21 protein-coding genes and 1 riboswitch are annotated in these 22,120 nt (G+C 72.4%); of the genes, 9 read left to right on the top strand and 12 right to left on the bottom strand.

Going from position 1 to position 22,120, the window contains the following annotated elements:
• Positions 1-70 precede the first annotated feature (70 nt).
• A complete protein-coding gene (gene cysE / locus LOC65_RS04400; RefSeq protein ID WP_009857709.1) occupies positions 71-850 on the bottom strand; it encodes a serine O-acetyltransferase in 780 nt (259 codons plus the stop codon).
• Positions 851-869: 19 nt separating this feature from the next.
• Entirely contained in the window at positions 870-1,592 is a 723-nt protein-coding gene (locus LOC65_RS04395; protein ID WP_230246765.1) for an RNA methyltransferase, read from the bottom strand.
• A 113-nt stretch (positions 1,593-1,705) separates the two neighbouring features.
• Between LOC65_RS04395 and LOC65_RS04390 the strand changes: the two genes are divergently transcribed.
• The 5 genes from LOC65_RS04390 to LOC65_RS04370 all read left to right on the top strand — a co-directional run bounded on the left by LOC65_RS04390 (position 1,706) and on the right by LOC65_RS04370 (position 8,161).
• Positions 1,706-2,674, top strand: a complete 969-nt coding sequence (locus LOC65_RS04390) for an inositol monophosphatase family protein (RefSeq protein ID WP_009857707.1) — start codon at positions 1,706-1,708, stop codon at positions 2,672-2,674.
• A 95-nt stretch (positions 2,675-2,769) separates the two neighbouring features.
• Complete coding sequence (gene mutS, locus LOC65_RS04385) at positions 2,770-5,367, top strand: DNA mismatch repair protein MutS (RefSeq protein WP_230246764.1); 2,598 nt, start codon at positions 2,770-2,772, stop codon at positions 5,365-5,367.
• A 287-nt stretch (positions 5,368-5,654) separates the two neighbouring features.
• Positions 5,655-6,479: a proteasome-type protease gene (locus LOC65_RS04380; protein WP_164962741.1), complete on the top strand. Its 825-nt coding sequence runs from the start codon at positions 5,655-5,657 to the stop codon at positions 6,477-6,479.
• Between the two features lie 474 nt (positions 6,480-6,953).
• Positions 6,954-7,769, top strand: coding sequence for an alpha/beta fold hydrolase (locus LOC65_RS04375; RefSeq protein ID WP_230246763.1), 816 nt, complete (start codon positions 6,954-6,956; stop codon positions 7,767-7,769).
• A complete protein-coding gene (locus tag LOC65_RS04370; RefSeq protein WP_230246762.1) occupies positions 7,766-8,161 on the top strand; it encodes a PPC domain-containing DNA-binding protein in 396 nt (131 codons plus the stop codon). The genes LOC65_RS04375 and LOC65_RS04370 overlap by 4 nt, the downstream gene beginning before the upstream one ends.
• 5 nt (positions 8,162-8,166) lie before the next feature.
• Here the strand turns inward: LOC65_RS04370 and LOC65_RS04365 are convergent, their stop codons facing one another.
• The 10 genes from LOC65_RS04365 to LOC65_RS04320 all read right to left on the bottom strand — a co-directional run bounded on the left by LOC65_RS04365 (position 8,167) and on the right by LOC65_RS04320 (position 17,429).
• Positions 8,167-8,316, bottom strand: coding sequence for a hypothetical protein (locus tag LOC65_RS04365; RefSeq protein WP_009857702.1), 150 nt, complete (start codon positions 8,314-8,316; stop codon positions 8,167-8,169).
• Between the two features lie 109 nt (positions 8,317-8,425).
• Positions 8,426-8,962 (bottom strand): histidine phosphatase family protein, encoded by a 537-nt coding sequence (locus LOC65_RS04360; protein WP_029718903.1) that lies wholly within the window; start codon positions 8,960-8,962, stop codon positions 8,426-8,428.
• Entirely contained in the window at positions 8,955-9,740 is a 786-nt protein-coding gene (locus tag LOC65_RS04355; RefSeq protein WP_009857700.1) for an adenosylcobinamide-GDP ribazoletransferase, read from the bottom strand. Before LOC65_RS04355 ends, LOC65_RS04360 begins: the two co-directional genes overlap by 8 nt.
• Positions 9,730-10,758: a nicotinate-nucleotide--dimethylbenzimidazole phosphoribosyltransferase gene (gene cobT, locus LOC65_RS04350; RefSeq protein ID WP_230246761.1), complete on the bottom strand. Its 1,029-nt coding sequence runs from the start codon at positions 10,756-10,758 to the stop codon at positions 9,730-9,732. Before cobT ends, LOC65_RS04355 begins: the two co-directional genes overlap by 11 nt.
• Before the next feature lie 129 nt (positions 10,759-10,887).
• Positions 10,888-12,360 carry a cobyric acid synthase gene (locus LOC65_RS04345; protein WP_230246760.1) on the bottom strand — a complete coding sequence of 491 codons (1,473 nt, stop codon included), beginning with the start codon at positions 12,358-12,360 and terminating at the stop codon, positions 10,888-10,890.
• Between the two features lie 10 nt (positions 12,361-12,370).
• Positions 12,371-13,129 (bottom strand): ABC transporter ATP-binding protein, encoded by a 759-nt coding sequence (locus LOC65_RS04340; RefSeq protein ID WP_009857697.1) that lies wholly within the window; start codon positions 13,127-13,129, stop codon positions 12,371-12,373.
• The gene (locus LOC65_RS04335) at positions 13,126-14,151 is read right to left on the bottom strand and encodes an iron ABC transporter permease (protein ID WP_230246759.1); all 1,026 of its coding nucleotides are present in this window, start codon (positions 14,149-14,151) and stop codon (positions 13,126-13,128) included. The genes LOC65_RS04340 and LOC65_RS04335 overlap by 4 nt, the downstream gene beginning before the upstream one ends.
• Positions 14,148-15,011, bottom strand: coding sequence for an ABC transporter substrate-binding protein (locus LOC65_RS04330; protein WP_009857695.1), 864 nt, complete (start codon positions 15,009-15,011; stop codon positions 14,148-14,150). The genes LOC65_RS04335 and LOC65_RS04330 overlap by 4 nt, the downstream gene beginning before the upstream one ends.
• The gene (locus LOC65_RS04325) at positions 15,008-15,556 is read right to left on the bottom strand and encodes a bifunctional adenosylcobinamide kinase/adenosylcobinamide-phosphate guanylyltransferase (RefSeq protein ID WP_230246758.1); all 549 of its coding nucleotides are present in this window, start codon (positions 15,554-15,556) and stop codon (positions 15,008-15,010) included. The genes LOC65_RS04330 and LOC65_RS04325 overlap by 4 nt, the downstream gene beginning before the upstream one ends.
• Before the next feature lie 22 nt (positions 15,557-15,578).
• Complete coding sequence (locus LOC65_RS04320) at positions 15,579-17,429, bottom strand: TonB-dependent siderophore receptor (protein WP_230246757.1); 1,851 nt, start codon at positions 17,427-17,429, stop codon at positions 15,579-15,581.
• A 152-nt stretch (positions 17,430-17,581) separates the two neighbouring features.
• Positions 17,582-17,834: riboswitch (cobalamin riboswitch) on the bottom strand.
• A 132-nt stretch (positions 17,835-17,966) separates the two neighbouring features.
• On the opposite strand from LOC65_RS04320, the gene LOC65_RS04315 reads away from it, so the two are divergent.
• From LOC65_RS04315 to eno, 4 genes are read left to right on the top strand one after another with little or no spacing between them, the layout of a single operon-like run.
• A complete protein-coding gene (locus LOC65_RS04315; RefSeq protein WP_009857692.1) occupies positions 17,967-19,628 on the top strand; it encodes a CTP synthase in 1,662 nt (553 codons plus the stop codon).
• Positions 19,625-20,482 carry a 3-deoxy-8-phosphooctulonate synthase gene (gene kdsA / locus LOC65_RS04310; protein WP_230246756.1) on the top strand — a complete coding sequence of 286 codons (858 nt, stop codon included), beginning with the start codon at positions 19,625-19,627 and terminating at the stop codon, positions 20,480-20,482. The genes LOC65_RS04315 and kdsA overlap by 4 nt, the downstream gene beginning before the upstream one ends.
• Positions 20,483-20,490: 8 nt before the next feature.
• Positions 20,491-20,799, top strand: coding sequence for a DUF1330 domain-containing protein (locus LOC65_RS04305; protein ID WP_164962750.1), 309 nt, complete (start codon positions 20,491-20,493; stop codon positions 20,797-20,799).
• A gap of 35 nt (positions 20,800-20,834) precedes the next feature.
• The gene (eno, locus tag LOC65_RS04300) at positions 20,835-22,118 is read left to right on the top strand and encodes a phosphopyruvate hydratase (protein WP_164962751.1); all 1,284 of its coding nucleotides are present in this window, start codon (positions 20,835-20,837) and stop codon (positions 22,116-22,118) included.
• The last annotated feature ends 2 nt before the right edge of the window (positions 22,119-22,120 follow it).

The raw sequence follows: 22,120 nt of genomic DNA, 5'->3' as shown, positions 1-22,120 counted from the left end.
TCCCGCAGGACCTGACCCCGGCATCCTGACCCCGGCATCCGTGACCCCGGCATCCGCCGGCCATGCGGCGCTACTTGACCAGGCGGTTCAGCCGGTCGGCGTCGAAACGCTCGGTGGTGTGCGCGTCCTGCGGCACGCAGTCGGCGGCCGGCAGCTCGCGCGAGCGGGCGGCGAGCTTCTCGATCGCCTGCCAGAGCAGCGCGATCTGGTGCTCGTGGCCCGAGGCGCTGTCGATCAGCCCCTTCATCGCCAGCGACACCGGGTCGTCGCCCTGCGTCACGCCGTAGGCCGAGAAGCCCAGGCGCGCGGCGCGTTCCTCGCGCTCGGCGTCGGCGTTCTTGACGACGATGCGCGCCGGGATGCCGACCGCGGTGGCGCCCGGCGGCACCGGCTGCAGCAGCACGGCATTGGAGCCGACACGCGCGCCGTCACCGACGGTGAAGCCGCCCAGCACCTTGGCGCCGGCGGCGACGATGACACCGCGGCCCAGCGTCGGATGGCGCTTGGCGCCGCGCTCCAGCGAGGTGCCGCCCAGCGTCACGCCGTGATACAGCGTGCACTCGTCGCCGACCTCGGCGGTCTCGCCGATCACCAGGCCCATGCCGTGGTCGATGAACACCCGGCGGCCGATCTTGGCGCCGGGGTGGATCTCGATGCCGGTGGCCCAGCGCGAGACGTGAGAGATGAAACGCGCCAGCCAGCGCAGGCCGTGCGTCCAGCACCAGTGCGCGCGGCGGTGCATCACCAGCGCGTGCAGACCCGGGTAACAGGTCAGCACCTCCCACGTCGAACGGGCGGCGGGATCGCGCTCGCGGATGCAGGCGATGTCCTCACGCAGACGGGCGAACATGGGGTGGGCTCCGGGGGAATCAGTCGCGTTTCAGTGTAGCTGCACGTGCGATCCCTCGCAGGATCTGCACTTCTTCATGCGTCAGGCGCATACGGTTGGCCAGTTGGTTGAGCCGCGGCAACAGCTTCTTCGGCGCCTCGGGGTCGAGGAAACCGATCTCGACCAGCGTGCGCTGCCAGTGCTCGAGCACGCCCTGCACCGCGGCGGCGTCGGCCAGGCGCGGGTCGGCGGTGCGTGCGACGACCGGGAAGCCGCCTTGCGCCTGGCGCCAGTCGTAGGCCAGGATCTGCACCGCCTGGGCCAGGTTCAGCGAGCCGTAGTCGGGATGCGTCGGGATCGAGAGGCAGACGTGGCAGCGGTAGACGTCGTCGTTGGCCAGCCCCGTGCGCTCGGGGCCGAAGACGAAAGCCACGCGGTCATCGCCGCGTGCGGCCAGCTCGGCGAAGTGCGGGCGCGGCGCCGCCGTCGGCGGGCCGAAGTCGCGCGGCGTCATCGCCGTCGCGCAGGCGTGCGTGACGCCGTCCAGCGCCTCGGCCAGCGTGGCGACGATGCGCGCGCCGGCCAGCACGTCGGTGGCGCCGCTGGCCATCGCCAGCGTCTCCTCGCGCTGCAGCACGTCGGCCCAGCGCGGGCGCACGAGCACCAGATCCGTGAAGCCCATCACCTTCATCGCACGCGCGGCCGCGCCGACGTTGCCGGCATGGCTGGTTTCCACGAGAACGAATCGGGTCGGGTCGGTCATCACCGTTAAAATGCCGGGTTGCACACGCTGCGGGGCGCGCATTGTCGCCGGCCCGGCGTGCACCGCTCTTTCATCCCGTCCCGCCCCCACTCCCCTACGAACAGGCCCTGCCCATGTCGACCGCGATCCATCCCATGCTCAACATCGCCGTGAAGGCGGCCCGCGCGGCAGGGTCCATCATCAACCGGGCGGCGCTCGACCTGGACGTGCTGAAGGTCGGCAGCAAGGGCCCGAACGACTTCGTCACCGAGGTCGACCGTGCGGCCGAGCAGGTCATCATCGAGACCCTGCTGGAGGCCTATCCGGGCCACGGCATCCTGGCCGAGGAGTCGGGCCGCGAACACGGCTCGCGCGACAGCGAGTTCGTCTGGATCATCGACCCGCTGGACGGCACGACCAACTTCCTGCACGGCTTCCCGGTCTACGCGGTGTCGATCGCGCTGGCCCACCGCGGCCAGGTGCAGCAGGCCGTCGTCTACGACCCGACGCGCAACGACCTGTTCTACGCCTCGCGCGGCCGCGGCGCCTACCTCAACGACCGCCGCCTGCGGGTCTCCAAGCGCACGCGGCTGTCGGACTCGCTGGTCGGAACCGGCTTCCCGTTCCGCAAGGGCGACAACTTCAAGCGCTACGTGAAGATGTTCGAGGAGGTGATGCAGAGCTGCGCCGGCCTGCGCCGCCCGGGTGCTGCCGCGCTGGACCTGTGCTACGTCGCCGCCGGCCATTACGACGGCTTCTTCGAGACCGGGCTGAGCCCCTGGGACATCGCCGCGGGCTCGCTGATCATCACCGAGGCCGGCGGCCTGATCGGCAACTTCACCGGCGAAGCCGACTTCCTCTATCAGCGCGAGGTCGTCGCCGGCAACCCGAAGGTCTACGGCCAGCTGGTGCAGATCCTGGCGCCGTACACCCGCGTCATCAAGGAACCCGAGGCCGCGCCGGCCACCGCCGCCGCCCAGCCCGACGCGACCGACGCCTTCGTCGCCGCGGCCGCGCCGACGCCGGCCGCCCCGGCCGAGAAGAAGCGCCCGACGCGCATCCGCAAGGCCGACCTGGCCAAGCCCGGCGACGCGCCGATGTGAGGCCGCGGCGGCGCCTCTGGCGCCCCGCCCCGTGAATCCCCGCGCCGCCGGCCGCTCACGCGAGCCGGCGGCTGTCGTTTCAGCGCCCCCACCGCATGTCCGCCGACACCCCGACCGCCTCCGCCCCCGCCGCGCCCGATTTCTCGGGTCACACGCCCATGATGGTCCAGTATCTACGGATCAAAGCGGAGTTTCCGGACACGCTCGTCTTCTACCGGATGGGCGATTTCTACGAGCTCTTCTACGACGACGCGCGCAAGGCCAACCGGCTGCTGGACATCACGCTGACGACGCGCGGCCAGAGCGCCGGCGAGCCGGTGGTGATGGCCGGCGTGCCGGTGCATTCGGTCGACGCCTATCTCGCGCGGCTGCTGAAGCTGGGCGAGGCGGTGGCGATCGCCGAGCAGGTCGGCGAGGTCGGTGCCGCCAAGGGGCCGGTCGAACGCAAGGTGGTGCGTGTCGTCACGCCGGGCACGGTGACCGACAGCGAGCTGCTGGCCGAACGCAGCGACACGCTGCTGCTGGCCGTGCACCGCCAGCGCAACGCCTGGGGCCTGGCCTGGCTGGGCCTGGCCAGCGGCGAGCTCGGGCTCACCGAATGCAGCGAGCGTGAACTCGCCGGCTGGCTGGCGCGGCTGCAGCCGGCCGAGCTGCTGCACGACGGCAGCGGCGAGCTGCCGGCAGCACTCGCCCAGGCGCCTTGCGCGCGCACGGCGCGCCCGGCCTGGCAGTTCGAGTCGGCTTTGGGCGAACGCAAGCTGCGCGAGCAGCTGCAGGTCGCGACGCTGGCCGGCTTCGGCGCCCAGGAGCTGAAGGTCGCGCACGCCGCCGCCGCGGCGCTGCTGAGTTTTGCCGAACATACCCAGGGCCGCGCGCTGGCGCATCTGCGCAGCGTCGCCGTGCCGCGTTCCAGCGAGCTGATCGAGCTGCCGCCGGCTACGCACCGCAACCTCGAGCTGGTGCAGACGCTGCGTGGCGAGGACAGCCCGACGCTGCTGTCGCTCTTGGACACCTGCCGCACCGGCATGGGCAGCCGCCGGCTGCGCCACTGGCTGACGCACCCGCAGCGCGACCGCAGCGAGGCGCGCGCGCGCCACGAAGCCATCGCCTGCCTGCTGGACCAGGGCTACGAGCCGCTGCGCGACGCGCTGCGCGGCGTCAGCGACGTCGAGCGCATCACCGCGCGCATCGCGCTGCGCCAGGTGCGCCCGCGCGAGCTGTCGGGGCTGCGTGCGACGCTGCTGGGCCTGCCGGCGCTGCGCGGCGCGGTGCCGGCCGGCGCGCCGCTGCTGGCCGAGTTCGACGCCGCGCTGGCGCCCGACGACGGCATCGCCAACGTGCTGTCGGCGATCGCCGAGGAGCCGGCAGTGATGCTGCGCGACGGCGGTGTCATCGCCGCCGGCGTCGACGCCGAGCTCGACGAGCTGCGCGCGATCAGCCAGAACTGCGACGCCTTCCTGCTCGACCTGGAGGCGCGCGAACGTGCGCGCACCGGCATCGGCAACCTGCGCGTGCAGTTCAACAAGGTGCACGGCTTCTACATCGAGGTCACCAGCTCCGGCCGCGACAAGGTGCCGGCCGACTACCAGCGCCGCCAGACGCTGAAGAACGCCGAGCGCTACATCACGCCCGAGCTGAAGGCCTTCGAGGACAAGGCGCTGTCGGCGCAGGAACGTGCGCTGGCGCGCGAAAAGTGGATCTACGAGCAGGTGCTCGACGCGCTGCAGCCGCTGCTGCCGCCGCTGACCGCGCTGGCGCGGGCGCTGGCTTCGCTGGACGCGCTGGCAACGCTGGCCGAACGTGCCGCGGCGCTGGGCTGGTGCCGGCCCGAGTTCGTGCCCTTCCCCTGCATCGAGATCGAGGCCGGCCGCCACCCGGTCGTCGAGGCGCGGCTGCGCGAGACCGGCGCCGGGCCGTTCATCGCCAACCACTGCCGGCTCGACGCGAAGACCAGGCTGCTCGTCATCACCGGCCCCAACATGGGCGGCAAGAGCACCTTCATGCGCCAGGTGGCGCTGATCGTGCTCCTGGCGGCGATGGGCTCGTACGTGCCGGCCAGCGCCTGCCGGCTGGGCCCGGTCGACGCGATCCACACCCGCATCGGCGCCGCCGACGACCTGGCCAACGCGCAGTCGACCTTCATGCTGGAGATGACCGAGGCCGCGGCCATCGTGCACACCGCCACCGAGCACAGCCTGGTGCTGATGGACGAGATCGGCCGCGGCACCAGCACCTTCGACGGCCTGGCGCTGGCCGCGGCCATCGCGACCCAGCTGCACGACCGCAACCGCAGCTTCACGCTGTTCGCGACGCACTACTTCGAGCTCACCGAGTTCCCGGCCGAGCACGAACGCGCGCTGAACCTGCACGTCGGCGCCGTCGAGAGCGGCCACGACATCGTCTTCCTGCACCAGATCGAACCCGGCCCGGCGAGCCGCAGCTACGGCGTGCAGGTCGCGCGCCTGGCCGGCATGCCGGCGACGGTGATCCGCCAGGCACGGGCGACGCTGGAGGCGCTGGAAGCCAAGGCCCAGGCCGGCCACGCGCAGGTGGACCTGTTCGCGCCGCCGCCGGCCGCGGCAGCGCCCGAGCCTTCGGCGGTGGAAGCGGCGCTGGCCGCGATCGACCCCGACCGCCTGGCGCCGCGCGAGGCGCTGGACGCGCTGTACCGGCTGAAGGCGCTGCTCGGCTGAGGCCGGACGTGGACGGCCCGGCGGGCCGTTCCTGGCGGCGCCTCGGCGATGGGGTCACGGCGATGGCGGCGATGGGGTCGGCGGCGATGGGGTCACTCGGGCGGCGATGGGGTCAGGTCCCTCGGGACCTGACCCCATACTGGCCCCCATACTGGCCCCCATACTGGCCCCCATACTGGCCCCCATACTGGCCCCCATACTGGCCCCGACCCCGGCACCCCCGGCCGCTGCTACGCTTGCGGCCTTCGTCGCATCACCTCCACGGGCGAAACCGCCCGCCCCCTCCGATGACTTACTGCGTCGGCATCCGGCTCGAAGCCGGGCTCGTCTTCCTCTCCGACTCGCGCACCAACGCGGGCCTCGACCAGATCAGCACCTATCGCAAGATGATGATCTACGAGCGCCCCGGCGACCGCTTCATGGTGATGCTGTCGGCCGGCAACCTGAGCATCAGCCAGAGCGTGCGCGAGATCCTGCAGGTCGAGAAGCTGGACAACGGCGACGAGGAACCGCTGACGATCTGGAACGCGCGCAGCATGTTCGACGCCACGCGCGTGCTCGGCGCCGCCGTGCGCCGCGTCTACCAGCAGGACGGCCCGTCGCTGAAGGCCGCCGGTGTCGACTTCAACACCAGCATGATCTTCGGCGGCCAGATCGGCGGCGAGGCGATGCGCATGTTCCTGGTCTACTCGGCCGGCAACTTCATCGAGGCCACGCGCGAGACCTGCTTCTTCCAGATCGGCGAGAGCAAGTACGGCAAGCCCATCCTCGACCGCGTGCTGACGCCGTCCACGCCGCTGGACGAAGCCGCCAAGTGCGCGCTGGTGTCGATGGACTCGACGCTGAAGTCCAACCTCTCGGTCGGCCTGCCGCTGGACCTGATGGTCTACCGCGCCGGCGCGCTGTCCTCGGGCGACCACGTCTGCATCGACGAGCAGAACCCGTACTTCCGCATGATCCGCAGCACCTGGGGCCAGCGCCTGCGCGAGGTCTTCGAGTCGATCGACGACCCGCGCTGGGACGGCGGCGACACCGCGCACCCGCTGCTGGCGCGCCATTCGCGCTACGAGCCGATGCGGAAAATCACGCACCCCGGAGAGAGGATCGTCTGAACCTTGGGCCCCCGGCCGCCTGGCGGCGCCTTGCAGGCCGCGCGGGGCCAGTGGCCCCGCCCCTCGACAGGCGTGAGCCGTCCACCGGACGGCTCACGTCCGGGCTCGGCCCCCCGAGGGGGCTTCCTGACCGGACCGGGAGACCCGGATCCGGTCAGGCGCGTTAACAACGCCGCTGCCCCCTGGTCGCCGATGGCGACCTGTCCCCGAGGGGCGACACGAGCCGGGACAGGCGGGGTCAGGTCTCCTGAGACCTGACCCCGGGGCTCCCCGGTCAGGCGCGTCAACAACGCCGCTCCCCCTGGTCGCCGATGGCGACCTGTCCCCGAGAGGCGACACGAGCCGGGACAGGCGGGGTCAGGTCTCCTGAGACCTGACCCCGGGGCTCCGAGCCAGGCGATCGCGACTGTCCCGCCGGAGACGTGCTCCGCGTCCCGGTTGTCGACGATCATTCGCCGTCCACGAGAACTGCTGATGGCCACGGAGCACTCCACGATCGTCTTTTCGCACGCCAACGGCTTCCCGGCCGGCACCTACGGCGTGCTGTTCGCGCACTGGCGCGCCGCCGGGCACGAGGTGCTGGCGCTGCCCAAGGTCGGCCACGACCCGCGCTACCCGGTCACCGGCAACTGGCCGCACATCGCGCGCCAACTGCTGGACTTCGTCGACGAGGCGGCGCCGGGCCGGCGCGTGCACTTCGTCGGCCATTCGCTGGGCGGCTACCTGAGCCTGATGGCGGCCTGCCGGCGGCCCGAGCTCGCCGCCTCGGTGGTGATGCTCGACTCGCCGGTGCTCGCCGGCTGGCGTGCGCACAGCGTGCAGGTCGCCAAGGCGACGAAGCTGATCGGCCGCATCTCGCCCGGCAAGGTGTCCAAGGCCCGGCGCCAGCACTGGCCCTCGGCCGAGGCGGCGCTGGAGCACTTCGCGAAGAAGGCGGTGTTCGCACGCTGGGACCCGCGTGTGCTGGCCGACTACATCGCCCATGGCACCGAGCCCGACCCGGCCGGCGGCGTGCGCCTGGCCTTCCACCGCGACGTCGAGACACGCTTCTACAACACGCTGCCGCACCACCTGGGCGAGCTGGTGCACCGGCATCCGCCGCGCTGCCCGGTGGCCTTCATCGGCGGCACGCAATCGCTGGAAGTGCGCCAGGTCGGCATGGCGGCGACACGCGCGATCACCCGCGGCCAGGTCGAGTGGATCGCCGGCACGCACCTGGTGCCGATGGAGCAGCCGCTGGCCGTGGCCGACGCGGTGCTGGCGCGCCTGGCCGCGGCCGAAGCGGCATGAAGACGCTGCCGCTGCGGCTGCCGCCCGGCGCCGACCTGCGGCGTGCGCTGGAAGCGGCGCTGGCCGAACACGGCGCCGAAGCCGGCTTCGTGCTGCAGGGCATCGGCAGCCTGCAGCCCGCAGTGCTGCGGCTGGCCGGCGCCGAGACGACGGTGCGGCCCGAAGGCAGCGTCGAGCTGCTGACGCTGGCTGGCAGCGTGGCGCCCGGGGCGTCGCACCTGCATGCCAGCGTCTGCGACGCCACCGGCCGCGTGCTCGGCGGCCATCTGGGCTACGGGGCCATCGTGCTGACGACGGCCGAGGTGTTGCTCGTGCTGCTGCCCGACTGGGCGTTTTCTCGCGAGCCCGACACGGCGACGGGCTACGCGGAACTGGTGGTGCGGCGGCGCTGAACGCCTCAGGCGCGCGGCGCCGGCGCGGCGGCCAGCTGGCCGGCCGAGGCGGTGGTCTGCGGCGTGGCCAGGAAGTCCACGCTGCCGAGCACGCCGAAGGTCATCATCGCGGCCAGACCGAAGGCGGCGGCACGGGCAACGAAGCTGTCTTTCATTTCGCTCTCCATCGGGTGACGTTGTCGATGGAGTGAACTCTAGGCAGCGCCCCCGGCCGCCGCGAGCCGCGTGCGACGAACTGCGCAGCGCGGCCGATGAACTGCGTTTTCAGCCCCGCCAGACGACACACTCGCCGTGGCGCGGCGGCGCCGGCCAGTCGCGTGCGGCAAAGCCGGTGGCGCCGCGCGGCACGGCGCGCAGCGCGTTCAGCCAGCCGGCGTGGCCGACGACCAGGCGCACGCCCTGCACCGCACCGGCCCAGCCGTGCACCCGCGCCGTCAGCGCCTGCAGCGTCTCGCCGCCGCCGGGCGCGTAGCGCCACAGGTCGTTCTGCCAGGCCTCGACCTCGGGCCAGGCGATGTCGCTCCAGCGCTGTCCGTCCCAGGCGCCGAAGTCGAGCTCGGCGAGGCCGGCGTCGACGTCGACCTTCCAGCCCCAGAGCGCCAGCCAGCGGCCGACCTCGCGGCAGCGTGCCAGCGGCGACACCGTCACCGCCCGCGGCAGGCCGTGGCGGCGCGCCGCGGCGCGGATGCGGTGCGCCAGACGTTTGGCGCGGCGCCGGTCGACCGGCAGGTCGGTGCGGCCCAGGCAGCGGCCGGCGGCGCCGGCCACACGCGGATGTCGCCAGGCCCAGAGCTCAGCCATGCTGCATGCCCGCCAGGAAGGCGAGGTAGACGCCGAGCTCGGCGAACTGCTGCGCCGCGCCCAGCGTGTCGCCGGTGTAGCCGCCCAGGCGGCGCGCCAGCCAGCGCGCCATCCACAGCGTCACCGCACCGACGACCAGCGCCGCCAGCGTCGTGTGCGCCAGGTCCAGCCGCCACAGCACCGCGGCGGCGCCGGCAGCGGCACACCACGCCACGACGACGAACAGCGTGCCGGCGCTCGCCTTCTGCGCCAGCGGCTTGGACTTGGCGTGCTCCAGGTCGCCGGCGTAGCTCAGCAGGCGCAGCATCAGCACCGGCACCGCACGCGACCAGGCGTGCGCCAGCGGCAGGATGGCCAGCGTGGCGAGGAAGTCGCGTGTCGCCAGCCCGTGCAGCGCCGCGGCCTTCAGGCCGAGCACGGCCACCAGAGCGCAGGCGCCGTAGCTGCCGATGCGCGAGTCCTTCATGATCGTGAGCGCCTTCTCGCGGCTCACCGCGCCACCCAGCGCGTCGCAGGTGTCGGCCAGCCCGTCCTCGTGGAAGGCGCCGGTCATCCAGACGGTGGCCGCCATCGACAGCCCGATGGCCACCGGCGCCGGCCACAGCGGCGCCGCGAACCACAGCACCGCGGCGCCGAAGCCGCCGACCACCAGGCCGACGGCCGGGTAGTAGCGCGAGCTGGCGTGCATCAGCTCCGGCCGCCAGCCCACCCAGGCCGGCACCGGCACGCGCGTCATGAATTGCAGCGCGACGAAGAACAGCCTCAGCTCATGCAGCACTGCTGACCTGCGCCGATTCGAAGCTCGCCATCTCGGCCAAGATCAGCTCGGCCGACTTGATCAGCGGCCAGGCCAGCGCCGCGCCCGAGCCTTCGCCAAGGCGCAGGCCCAGGTCGACCAGCGGGCGCGCGCCCAGCAGCTGCAGCCATCGGCCGTGGCCGTTCTCGGCCGAGCCGTGCGAGAACACGCAGGCGCCGAGGATGCGCGGCTCGATCGCCGCGGCCACCGCCACCGCCGAGGTGGTGATGAAGCCGTCGACGACGATCAGGCGGCGCAGCGCCGCGGCCTGCAGCACGGCGCCGACCATGGTCGCGATCTCCGGGCCGCCGAGCGCCGCCAGCGCGGCCATCGGCGTCGTCGCGTCGGGGTGGCGGTCCAGCGCCCGCTGCAGCACCGCCAGCTTGTGGGCGACGCCGGCCGGGTCCAGACCGGTGCCGCGGCCGGCGCACTGCTCGATCGACAGCCCGGTCAGGCGCGCCATCAGCAGCGCCGCCGGCGAGGTGTTGGCGATGCCCATCTCGCCGAGCAGCAGCACGTTGCCCGGCAGGTCGCGCACGAAGGCCGCGCCGTTGGCGATCGCGGCCTCGCACTGGGCCTCGGTCAGCGCCGGGGCGACGGTGCTGTCGGCGCTGCCGTGGCAGCACTTGGACGCCACGAGGCCGGGCGCCGGCGCGAAGTCCTCCTTCACGCCGCAGTCCAGCACCGTCAGCGCCAGGCCGTGCTGGCGCGCCAGCACCGAGATCGCGGCGCCGCCGGCCAGCATGTTGTACACCATCTGCACCGTCACTTCCTGCGGGAAGGCAGACACGCCCTGCGCGGCGATGCCGTGGTCACCGGCGAAGATGACCAGCTGCGGCGCGTCCAGGCGCGGGTTCTCGCGGCCCTGCACCAGCGCCATCTGCAGCGCGACGGTCTCGATGCGGCCGAGCGAGCCCTGCGGCTTGGTTTTCTGGTCGAGCCGGTGCTGCACGCGCGCGGCGAGTTCGGAGTCTTGGAAGTCGGGGACGGAGAAGTTCATGGAGCACAGGCCGCCGAGGCGGCACGACGATGGAAGCAGCGGCCGGCGGACATCGGGCCGCCGCCGCGCATGACACAGGACAGGTGGACACGACGCCGGCCGCCCTGCGAGGCCACGGCGCCGCCGATCTCAACCCAGCAGCAGCCTTTCGAGAGTGCCGGGCGTGAACGCCGCCTCGACGTGGTCGGCCAGGCCTTCGAAGACGCTCTGCAGCGTCGGCACGGTGTCGCCGTACAGCGCCCGCAGCACGTTCGGCGACTCGAACAGGCCATGCGCGTAGACGCCCAGCACGTTGCCGCGCTGCCAGCCGATCGGCTGGCCCGCCGGGTCGTGCAGCACCGGCCGCGCGGCGTCGGACAGCGCCACCGTGCGGCCGCAGTGGATCTCGTAGCCGGCGGCATCGACGCCGGCCAGCGCGCCCCAGGCACCGTCGGCGGCACCGAAACGCACCCGCGCCGGCTGCACGTGCTTGTCGGCGACGAAGCCGGTGGCCAGCGGCAGCAGGCCCAGCCCCGGCGCCGAGAAACCGACGTCGCCGTCGTGGCCCTCGGGGTCGGCCAGCGTCTGGCCCAGCATCTGCAGCCCGCCGCAGACGCCCAGCACCGGCCCGCCGGCGGCGGCGTGGCGGGCGATCGCCGCGTCGAGGCCGTGCCGGCGCAGCCAGGCCAGATCGCCGCTGACCTGCTTGGAGCCCGGCAGGATGATGCAGTCCACGCCTTCCAGCGCCGCGGCGTCGCGCGCCCACAGCAGGCGCAGACCGTCGATGCGCGCCAGCGGCTGGAACTCGTCGAGGTTGCTGATGTGCGGGTAGGCGACGATGGCGACGCGCCGGCGCGCCGCGCCGCGGCCCTGCGGCGCGTCGTGCAGCATGCCGTCCTCCTCGGGCAGGCCGTGGTCGCGCCACATCGGCACGACGGCCAGCGTCGGCACGCCGGTGCGGTCCTCCAGCTGCTGCGGCGCCGGCGCCAGCAGCGACGGGTCGCCGCGGAAGCGGTTGAGCACGAAGCCGGCGAGCTGAGGCTTCAGGTCCTCGGGCAGCAGTGCCCAGGTGCCGAACAGGTGCGCGAAGGCGCCGCCGCGGTCGATGTCGGTGACCAGCAGCGCCTGCGCCTCGGCCCAGCGCGCGGTCTGCAGGTTGACGTAGTCGTGCGGCGCCAGGTTGGTCTCGGCCGGCGAGCCGGCGCCTTCGATGATCAGCAGCTCGTGGCGGCGCTGCAGCCGCTCCAGGCTGTCGCGCGCGGTCGCGGCCAGCAGCTCGCTGCGTTCGCGCCAGCCGGCGCGCGACAGCCCCGGCTCGACGCGCCCGTGCAGCAGCACCTGGCTGGCGGTGTCGCGCTCGGGCTTGAGCAGCACCGGGTTGTGCTCGACCGACGGCGCCAGCCCGGCGGCCAGCGCCTGGAAGTACTGCGCCGCGCCGATCTCGCCCCAGCCGCCGTCCAGCGCCGGCACGACACGCGCGTTGTTGCTCATGTTCTGCGCCTTGAACGGCGCGACGTCGACACCGCGGCGGGCGGCCCAGCGGCACAAGGCGGTGGCCAACCAGCTTTTCCCGGCACCGCTGGTCGTGCCCCAGACGATCAGCGCCCTAGCCTTCTTTTCCATCACGAATCGCTTATCCCAGGTCTGGCAGCGCCATGGCCCGGGCGCCGCTGCGGTCGATGCGCACCGCGCCGCCGAAGGCGTCGACGAGTGCAGCGTGCACGACCGGGTCGTCATGGCTGCCGTGGGCGAGCACGCGTCCGCCGCACAGCACCAGCAGCCGATCGGCGTGCAGCGCCAGCGGCAGATCATGCAGCACGCTGACCACCGTGTGGGTGCTTCCGAGCCGGCGGAACAGCTTTGCGAGCGCCACCTGGTGCGGCGCGTCGAGGTGCGTGGTCGGCTCGTCGAGCAGCAGCACCGGCGCCTCGGTGGCCAGCGCACGCGCCAGCAGCACACGCTGGCGCTCGCCGCCGGAGAGCTGCTGCAGGCGCCGGAACTGCCAGTCGCGGCACTCGGTGGCATCCATCGCCGCGTCGACGGCGGCCTCGTCGCGAGGGCCGGCGGTGCCGAGCAGGCCGAGGTGCGGCAGCCGGCCGAGCATCACGGTGTCGCGCACCGTCAGGTCGCCGCTGGCCTCGCCGGCCTGCGCCAGCCAGGCCAGGCGCAGCGCGCGTTCACGCGGCGCCCAGTCGCCCAGCGGCCGGCCGTCGAGCTCGACGGTGCCACGCTGGTACGGCAGCAGCCCGGCGAGCACGCGCAGCAGCGTCGACTTGCCGGCGCCGTTGGGGCCGACGATCGTCGTCCAGCCGGGCTGCAGCACGCAGCTGACACCGGACAGCACCTCGCGCGCGCCCAGCCGCGCGCCGACGTCGGCCGCGATCAGGTTCACCGCACGCCCCGCTTGTGCAGCAGCCACAGCAGGTAGCCGCCGCCGAGCACCGCGGTCAGCACGCCGACCGGCAGCTCCTGCGGCGCGATCAGCCCGCGGGCGAGCACGTCGGCGCCGAGCATCAGCACGCCGCCGGCCGCGGCGCTGGCCGGCAGCATGAAACGCTGCGGCGCCGGCGCGAAACGGCGCACCAGGTGCGGCGAGACCAGGCCGACGAAACCGACCAGCCCGGCCTGCGACACCGCCAGCGCGGTGCACAGCGCCAGCAGCACGACCAGCAGCAGGCGCAGCCGCGGCAGCGCCAGCCCCAGGCTGGCGGCGCTCTCCTCGCCCAGGCCCAGCGCGTCGAGCGCGCGCGCCAGGCGCCAGGCCGGCGGCAGCGCCAGCGCCAGGCCGACGGCCAGCAGCGCCACGCTCTGCCAGCCGAGGAAGCCGGTCGAGCCGAGCATGAAACTCTGCTTGCCGCGCAACGCGTCGGGCACCCAGGTCGTGACCAGATCGCTGGCGGCGCCGAGCACGACGCCGACGACGACGCCCGACAGCAGCAGCCGCATCGGCTCCTGCGCGCCGCGGGCGAGCATCAGCGTCAGCGTCACGCCGCCGAGCGCGCCGACGAAGGCGGCGCCGACGAGGCCGATGCGCGCCAGCCACTCGACGCTGCCCAGCGCCAGCGCATGGCCGCCGATGGCGCTGGCGGCGAGCACCGCGACCACCGCCAGCGAGGCTCCCGAGCCGGTGCCCAGCAGGTAGGGATCGGCCAGCGGGTTGCGGAACAGCCCTTGCGCGATCGCGCCGGCCAGCCCCAGCAGCGCGCCGACCAGCAGCGCACCGATGGTGCGCGGGGCGCGGATCTGGCCGACGATCAGCTCCATCGGCACCGCCGAGTCGGCGTCGCTCCAGTGCCTGCTCCAGCCTTCGCTGCCGACCGCCAGGCCGAGCAGCGACAGCGCCAGCGCGGCCAGCGCCAGCCCCGCCACCAGGCGGCGGCGGCGCGACAGGTCCAGGGCCAGCGCGGGGTTCATTTCTCGGGCAGGCCGGCCAGGCAGTCGGCGATGGCGAGCGCGGCCTCGCCCATGCGCGGGCCGGGACGGATCAGCAGCAGGTAGCGCTCGCGCTCGAAGCCGCAGGCCTGGCCGTCCTTCAGCGCGCGCAGCGTGTGCCAGCCCGGGCGCTCGGCCATCGTCGCGAGCGCACGATCCTCCGCCATCACGAGGTCCGGCGACTTGCGCACGAGGAACTCGGGGTTCAGGCGCGGGAAGGCGCCGTACTCGGCCGGCACGACGTTGCGCAGCCCCAGGCGCTGCAGCGTCTCACCGATGAACGAGCCGGGGCCGGCGGCGTACGGCGTCGAGTCGACCTCGAAATAGACGCTGCGCCCGCGCAGCCGCGGCGGGATGCGCGCCGCGGCCGCCGCCTCGTCGCGGTGGATCGAGGCCCAGAGCTGCGCCGCGCGCTGCGGCTGGCCGAGCACACGCGCCAGCGCATCGGTCGAGTGGCGCACCTGGGCGTGGGAGTCCGAGTCGAAGACCATCACCTTCAGCCCCAGCGCCTCCAGGCGTTCGGCAACCCGCGCCGAACGCGCGGCGAGCACGAGTTCGGGGCGCAGCGCGACGATGCGCTCGACGCTGGCGTCGTCCAGCCCGCCCAGGCGGGGCAGCGCGTTCACCTGCGCCGGCCAGTCGGAATAGCGGTCGACGCCGACCAGGCGCGCGCAGGCGCCGAGCGCGCAGACGGTCTCGGTCAGCGAGGGCAGCAGGCTGACGATGCGCTGCGGCGGCCCGCCCTGCCAGGCCACGCCGCGGTCGTCGCGCGGCGGCTCGGCGGCCGTCGCGGCGCCGGCGCACAGCGCCAGCAGCAGGAGCAGACGGCGCACCGGCTTCATCGCGGCCCCTTCAGCGGCAGTTCCAGCCCGGCGACCATCAGCGTCACGCGGGTGCTGGCCACGGCCACGCGCTGGTGCAGCCGGCCGAGTTCGTCGACGAAGCGCCGCGCCTGGCGCGACATCGGCGTCACGCCCAGGCCGATCTCGTTGGACACGAGCACCACCGGGCCGCGCGCGGCGGCCAGCGCGTCGACGAGCGCGTTGACCTCGGCCGCCGGGTCGTCGACCGGCGCGCCGTCCAGCGGCATCAGCAGGCCGGTGAGCCACAGCGTCAGGCAGTCGACGACGACCATGCGCCCGGGCAGCGACTCCTCGCGCAGCACGGCGGCCAGCGCACGCGGCTCCTCGCGCGTGGCCAGCCCCGGCACGCGGGCGGCACGGTCGGCGCGGTGACGCTCGATGCGTGCGCGCATCTCGTCGTCGCCGGCCATCGCGGTGGCGACGAGCACGGCGCCGTGCCCCGGCAGCGCGAGCCAGTGCGCCGCGCGTGTTTCGGCGCAGCGCGACTTGCCGCTCTTGGCGCCGCCGAGGATCAGCTCGTGCATCGTCCGCCCCGGGTGTGCGGCGTCAGACGCCGCCTTCGTAGCGCAGGCCGAGCCAGAACTGCCGGGCCGGGCCGCGGTAGTAGGCCGAGGGCTCGAGGTTCTCGTCGGTCGCGTTCAGCAGCCGGCTCTCCAGCGTCCAGCCCTTGGCGAAGCGCCAGCCGGCCTTCAGGTCCAGCGTGGTCTCGGCGCCGAGTTCGCGGCTGTCGGGCCGGGCGCCGACGTGCAGCACGCTGGCCCCGGCGTTCCAGACGCCGTGGCGCCAGTCGAGGCCCAGCGTCTCCTGGTGCGCCGCACGGCGCGTCAGGCGGGCGCCGGTGTCCTCGTTCTTGGCGTCGAGGAAGTCGACCTGGGCGCGCAGCGACCAGTCGCCCAGCGCCTTGGCGCCCGACAGCGTCGCGCCCTGCAGACGGGCGCGGGAAGTGTTGGCGACGCAGCCAAAAGCGTAGAGGGGGTCGTCAGGACACAGGCTGCCCTTGGCCGGCCCGATCAGGTTCTTCAGCCGGTTGCGGAAGACCGTCAGGGCGGCGCGGTCGCCATCGGCGGCCCACTCGACGCCGAACTCGACGCTGCGCCCGCGTTCCGGCTTGATGCCCGGCACGCCGTAGCCGGGGTACAGCAAGTCGTTGAACGACGGCGCGCGGAAGCTGTTGCCGGCCAGCGCACGCAAGCGCCAGGCGGGCGTCAGCGCGAAGCTGCCGCCCAGGCGGCCGGTGGTTTGGGCGCCGTAGTCTGAGCTGTCGTCACGGCGCAGGTCGGCCTGCCACGAGTAACGGCCGGCGCTGCCCGTCCAGGACAGCACGGCACTGTCGGTGTCGCGATCACCGCGGTAGCTGTCGGTCTTGGCGTCTTCTTCCAGACGCTCGACGGCGGCGACGATCTGGCCGGCGACGCCGGTCTCCCAAGCCAACTGCGCGAGCGCGTGGTCACGCGTGGTGCGGTAACGGTAGACCACCGCCTCGCCGCTACGCGACTCGTCGACCGCGCGGTCGACCCGCAGTGTCGCAACCAGGCCCGGCGCGAGCGTGCCGCGCCAGTCGAGCGCGGTGGCGTCGACGTCGAGCTGGTCGCGGAAGTCCGGCGTGTTGTCGGGGGCGTAGTTCGGCGGCGCGTACTCGGTGCTGTCGATCTGGGTTTCCAGCCGGCTGCGCAGCAGCGACAGGCCGATGCGGTGGCCCGGCGCCGGCGTGAAACCGATGCGTGCCTGGCCGCTGTCGCGCGTGTAGCCGTCGTCGTCGGCGTTGTAGTTGCCGTACGGATCGCCGGGGCGCAGCGCGCTGTCGCCATCGTCGTGCTGCCGGGCCAGCGACGCGGCGAAGTCCCAGGCGCCGAAGCTGCCGCTGGCACCGGCCGACAGCTCGCGTGCGCCGCGGCCGCCGAACGCGGCGGCGGCGTCGAAACGCAGGCCGGCGTCGGCGCGGCGCGTGACGATGTTGATGACACCCCCGACGGCGTCGGCGCCGTAGAGGCTGGAGCCGGGGCCGCGCAGCACCTCGACACGCTCGATCTGCGCCAGCGGCAGCGCCTGCACCGACGGGTCGGCCAGCGTCGCCGAGCCGATGCGCACGCCATCGACCAGCACGACGGTCTGGCTGCCCGAGGCGCCGCGGATCATCACCGAGGTGGCGCCGCCGGGGCCGCCGCTGCGCGACAGCTGCACGCCGGCCTGCTCGCGCAGCAGGTCGGCCAGCGACGTGGCGCCCGAGGCACGCAGCGTGTCGCCGTCGATCACGACGACGTCGGCGGCCAGCCGCGAGACGGTCAGCGGCTCGCGCGAGCCGGTGACGACGATGGTTTCGGACGATTGCGCCGCCGCGGTGGCGGCGACAAACGAACAGGCGACCGCGACGACGGTGCGGCGGTCGAAACAGGACATGGACAAGCGGGCCTCCAGCCGCACACCCCGTGCGGACCAGCGATGAGTCAAGCCGCCGTCCTGGAACGCGGCACGCCCGATGTCACCCGAGCCGGCGGACGTCAAGACGGACTCCGGGCCGCGGGGGTTCGTGCGCGCCGCCCACCGCGACGCCGGCATCCCTGGCATCGGGCCGGTATCCGGGCTCGCGAGTGCCGGTCCGACGGTTTGACCGTGGACCGAAGCCGTCAGCGCCTTCCCAGTCCTCGCTGGACCAGTGGCTGCATTGCTGACCGCACCTCGCCGACCGTTGCGGGGGCAGCGCCGGAATTGCCGCGCGTCATCGTGGACGCGCCGCGCACCGGCTTCCCGTTCAACCCTCCGACACCTGCCGTGCAAGAGGGCACCTGATGCAAGCGGCGCGAAGTCTAGCACCGCCGGGGGGCGCGGCGACACGCCCGAGCGGCGCGCCGGCGCACCGGGGAACGGCAGGGGGCGCCGCCTATAATCACGCTTTACCACCTGGGCACAGCGCCTTGCGCATGTGCCCCACGCGACATGACCAAGTTCGTCTTCGTCACCGGCGGCGTGGTGTCCTCCCTCGGCAAGGGGATCGCGGCAGCCTCGCTGGCGGCGATCCTCGAGTCGCGAGGTCTGAAGGTCACCCTGATCAAGCTGGATCCGTACCTCAACGTCGACCCGGGCACGATGAGCCCGTTCCAGCACGGCGAGGTGTTCGTCACCGATGACGGCGCCGAGACCGACCTCGACCTCGGCCACTACGAGCGTTTCATCACCACGCGGATGAAGCGCACGAACAACTTCACGACCGGGCAGATCTACAAGAGCGTGCTCGAGAAGGAGCGCCGCGGCGACTATCTCGGCAAGACGGTGCAGGTGATCCCGCACGTCACCAACGAGATCCAGGACTACGTGCGCCGCGGGGCCGTCGACGTCGACGTCGCGATCGTCGAGATCGGCGGCACGGTCGGCGACATCGAGTCGCTGCCCTTCCTGGAGGCCGTGCGCCAGCTGAGCCTGAAGCTCGGCCCGGCGAACACCGCCTTCGTGCACCTGACCTACGTGCCGTGGATCGCCGCCGCCGGCGAGCTGAAGACCAAGCCGACGCAGCACACGGTGCAGAAGCTGCGCGAGATCGGCATCCAGCCCGACGCGCTGCTGTGCCGCGCCGACCGCCGCATCCCCGACGACGAGCGCGAGAAGATCAGCCTGTTCACGAACGTGCCTCAGCACGGCGTGATCTCGATGCCCGACGTCGACACGATCTACAAGGTGCCGCGCGTGCTGCACGAGCAGGGCCTGGACGAGCTGATCTGCATGAAGCTGCAGCTGCTGACCAAGCCCGCCGACCTGCGCCGCTGGGACACGCTGGTGCAGGAGGTCGAGCACCCGCAGAACCGCGTGACGATCGCGATGTGCGGCAAGTACACCGACCTGTCGGACTCGTACAAGTCGCTCAACGAGGCGCTGCGCCACGCCGGCATCCACAACCACGCCAAGGTCGACATCGAGTACGTCGACGCCGAGACGCTGGACGAGCACAACGTCTCGCAGCTGGCGCAGTACGACGCGATCCTCGTGCCCGGCGGCTTCGGCCAGCGCGGCGTCGAGGGCAAGATCCTGGCCGCCAAGTTCGCCCGCGAGCACCGCCTGCCCTACCTCGGCATCTGCCTGGGCATGCAGGTCGCGACGATCGAGTACGCGCGCCACGTCGCCGGCCTGGAGAACGCCAACAGCACCGAGTTCGCGCCGCAGACGCCGCACCCGGTGATCGCGCTGATCGAGGAGTGGCAGGACCGCGACGGCTCGATCCAGAAGCGCAGCGCCAGCTCCGACCTCGGCGGCACGATGCGCCTGGGCGCGCAGAGCTCGGACGTCAAGCCCGGCACGCTGGCCTACCAGATCTACGGCCCGGTCGTCACCGAGCGCCACCGCCACCGCTACGAGGCCAACGTCAACTACCTCGACCGGCTGCAGGCCGCCGGCCTCGTCATCAGCGCGCTGACGCAGCGCGAGCAGCTGACCGAGATCGTCGAGCTGCCGCAGGACCGCCACCCGTGGTTCATGGGCGTGCAGTTCCACCCCGAGTTCAAGAGCACGCCCTGGGGCGGGCACCCGCTGTTCTCCAGCTACGTCAAGGCGGCGCTGGACCACCAGGCGCGGCGCGGCGAAGGCGTCGCGCAAAAGGCAGTCGCATGAAGCTCTGCGGTTTCGAGGTCGGCATCGACCGGCCCTTCTTCCTGATCTCCGGCCCCTGCGTCGTCGAGAGCGAGCAGCTCCAGATGGACGTCGCCGGGCGCCTGAAGGAGATCACCTCGGCGCTGGGCATCCCGTTCATCTTCAAGTCCAGCTACGACAAGGCCAACCGCTCCAGCGGCAGCTCCTTCCGCGGCCCGGGCATGGAACGCGGGCTGGAGATCCTGGCCAAGGTGCGCCGCGAACTCGGCGTGCCGGTGCTGACCGACGTGCACACCGAAGCCGAGGCGCCGCAGGTCGCCGCCGTCGTCGACATGCTGCAGACGCCGGCCTTCCTCTGCCGCCAGACCGATTTCATCCGCGCCGTCGCCCAGTGCGGCAAGCCGGTGAACATCAAGAAGGGCCAGTTCCTCGCCCCGCACGACATGAAGAACGTCGTCGACAAGGCCCGCGCCGCGGCGCGCGAGAAGGGCCTGGCCGAGGACCTGTTCACGGTCTGCGAACGCGGCGCGAGCTTCGGCTACAACAACCTCGTCTCGGACATGCGCAGCCTGGCGATCATGCGCGAGACCGGCGCGCCGGTGGTCTTCGACGCCACGCACAGCGTGCAGCTGCCCGGCGGCCAGGGCACCAGCTCGGGCGGCCAGCGCGAGTTCGTGCCGGTGCTCTCGCGCGCGGCGGTCGGCGTCGGTGTCGCCGGCCTCTTCATGGAGACGCACCCGGACCCGGCGAACGCGATGTCCGACGGCCCGAACGCGGTGCCGTTGAAGCACATGAAGGCGCTGCTGGAGCAGCTCGTCGCCATCGACCGCGTCGTCAAGCAGCAGCCGCTGCTCGAGAACGACTTCAGCTGCTGAGCCCGGCCATGTCCGCCCCCGCGTACCTGCTGGTCGAGATGAAGATCAGCGACCCCGAGCGCTACAAGCAGTACATGGCCGAGGCGCCGGCGGCGGTGAAGGCCGCCGGGGGCGAATACCTCGTGCGCGGCGGCCGCCACGAGTGCCTCGAGGGCGATTGGAACCCGGCGCGCGTGGCGATGCTGCGTTTCCCCAGCTACGAGGCGGCCAAGGCCTTCTACGACGGCCAGATGTATCGTGCCGCGCGCGCCCACCGTCAGGGCGCCACCGACTACTTCAACATGGTGCTCGTCGAAGGCGTGGACGCCCCGGTCTGAGCACAGAGATCCTCCAGAAAAGAAAGGCAGCTCCCATGAGTGCGATCGTCGACATCGTCGGCCGAGAGATCCTCGACAGCCGCGGCAACCCCACCGTCGAGTGCGACGTGCTGCTGGAAAGCGGCACGATGGGCCGTGCGGCCGTGCCCTCGGGCGCGTCCACCGGCAGCCGCGAGGCGATCGAGCTGCGTGACGGCGACAAGGGTCGCTACCTCGGCAAGGGCGTGCTGCGCGCCGTCGAGCACATCAACACCGAGATCAGCGAAGCCGTGCTGGGCCTGGACGCCAGCGAGCAGGCCTTCCTGGACAAGACCCTGGTCGATCTGGACGGCACCGAGAACAAGGGCCGCCTGGGCGCCAACGCGACGCTGGCCGTCAGCATGGCCGTCGCGCGTGCCGCGGCCGAGGAATCGGGCCTGCCGCTGTACCGCTATTTCGGCGGCATGGGCCGCATGAGCCTGCCGGTGCCGATGATGAACGTCATCAACGGCGGCGCCCACGCCAACAACAACCTCGACCTGCAGGAGTTCATGATCCTGCCGGTCGGCGCGCCGACCTTCCGTGAAGCCATCCGCTACGGTGCCGAGGTCTTCCACGCGCTGAAGAAGATCATCGACGCCAAGGGCATGCCGACGTCGGTGGGCGACGAAGGCGGCTTCGCGCCGAACGTCGCCAACCACGAGGCCGCGATCCAGCTCATCCTGGAAGCCATCGACAAGGCCGGCTACACCCCGGGCGAGCAGATCGCGCTGGGCCTGGACTGCGCCGCCAGCGAGTTCTACAAGGACGGCAAGTACCACCTCGACGGCGAAGGCCTGGTGCTGTCGGCCGGCGAGTGGACCGACATGCTCGCCACCTGGGCCGACAAGTACCCGATCATCTCGATCGAGGACGGCATGCACGAAGGCGACTGGGACGGCTGGAAGCTGCTGACCGAGCGTCTGGGCGGCAAGCTGCAGCTCGTCGGCGACGACCTGTTCGTCACCAACACCAAGATCCTCGAGGAAGGCATCCGCAAGGGCATCGCCAACTCCATCCTCATCAAGATCAACCAGATCGGCACGCTGACCGAGACCTTCTCGGCCATCGAGATGGCCAAGCGCGCGGGCTACACCGCCGTCATCAGCCACCGTTCGGGCGAGACCGAGGACTCGACGATCGCCGACATCGCCGTGGGCACCAACGCCGGCCAGATCAAGACCGGCTCGATGTCGCGCAGCGACCGCATCGCCAAGTACAACCAGCTGCTGCGCATCGAGGAAGACCTCGGCGAGATCGCCTCGTACCCGGGCCGCTCGGCGTTCTACAACCTGCGCTGAGC

It is taken from the genome of Rubrivivax sp. JA1055 (genome assembly GCF_020966565.1).
GTDB classification, from domain to species: domain Bacteria; phylum Pseudomonadota; class Gammaproteobacteria; order Burkholderiales; family Burkholderiaceae_C; genus Rubrivivax; species Rubrivivax benzoatilyticus.
This window is presented reverse-complemented; position numbering and strand designations above follow the sequence as displayed.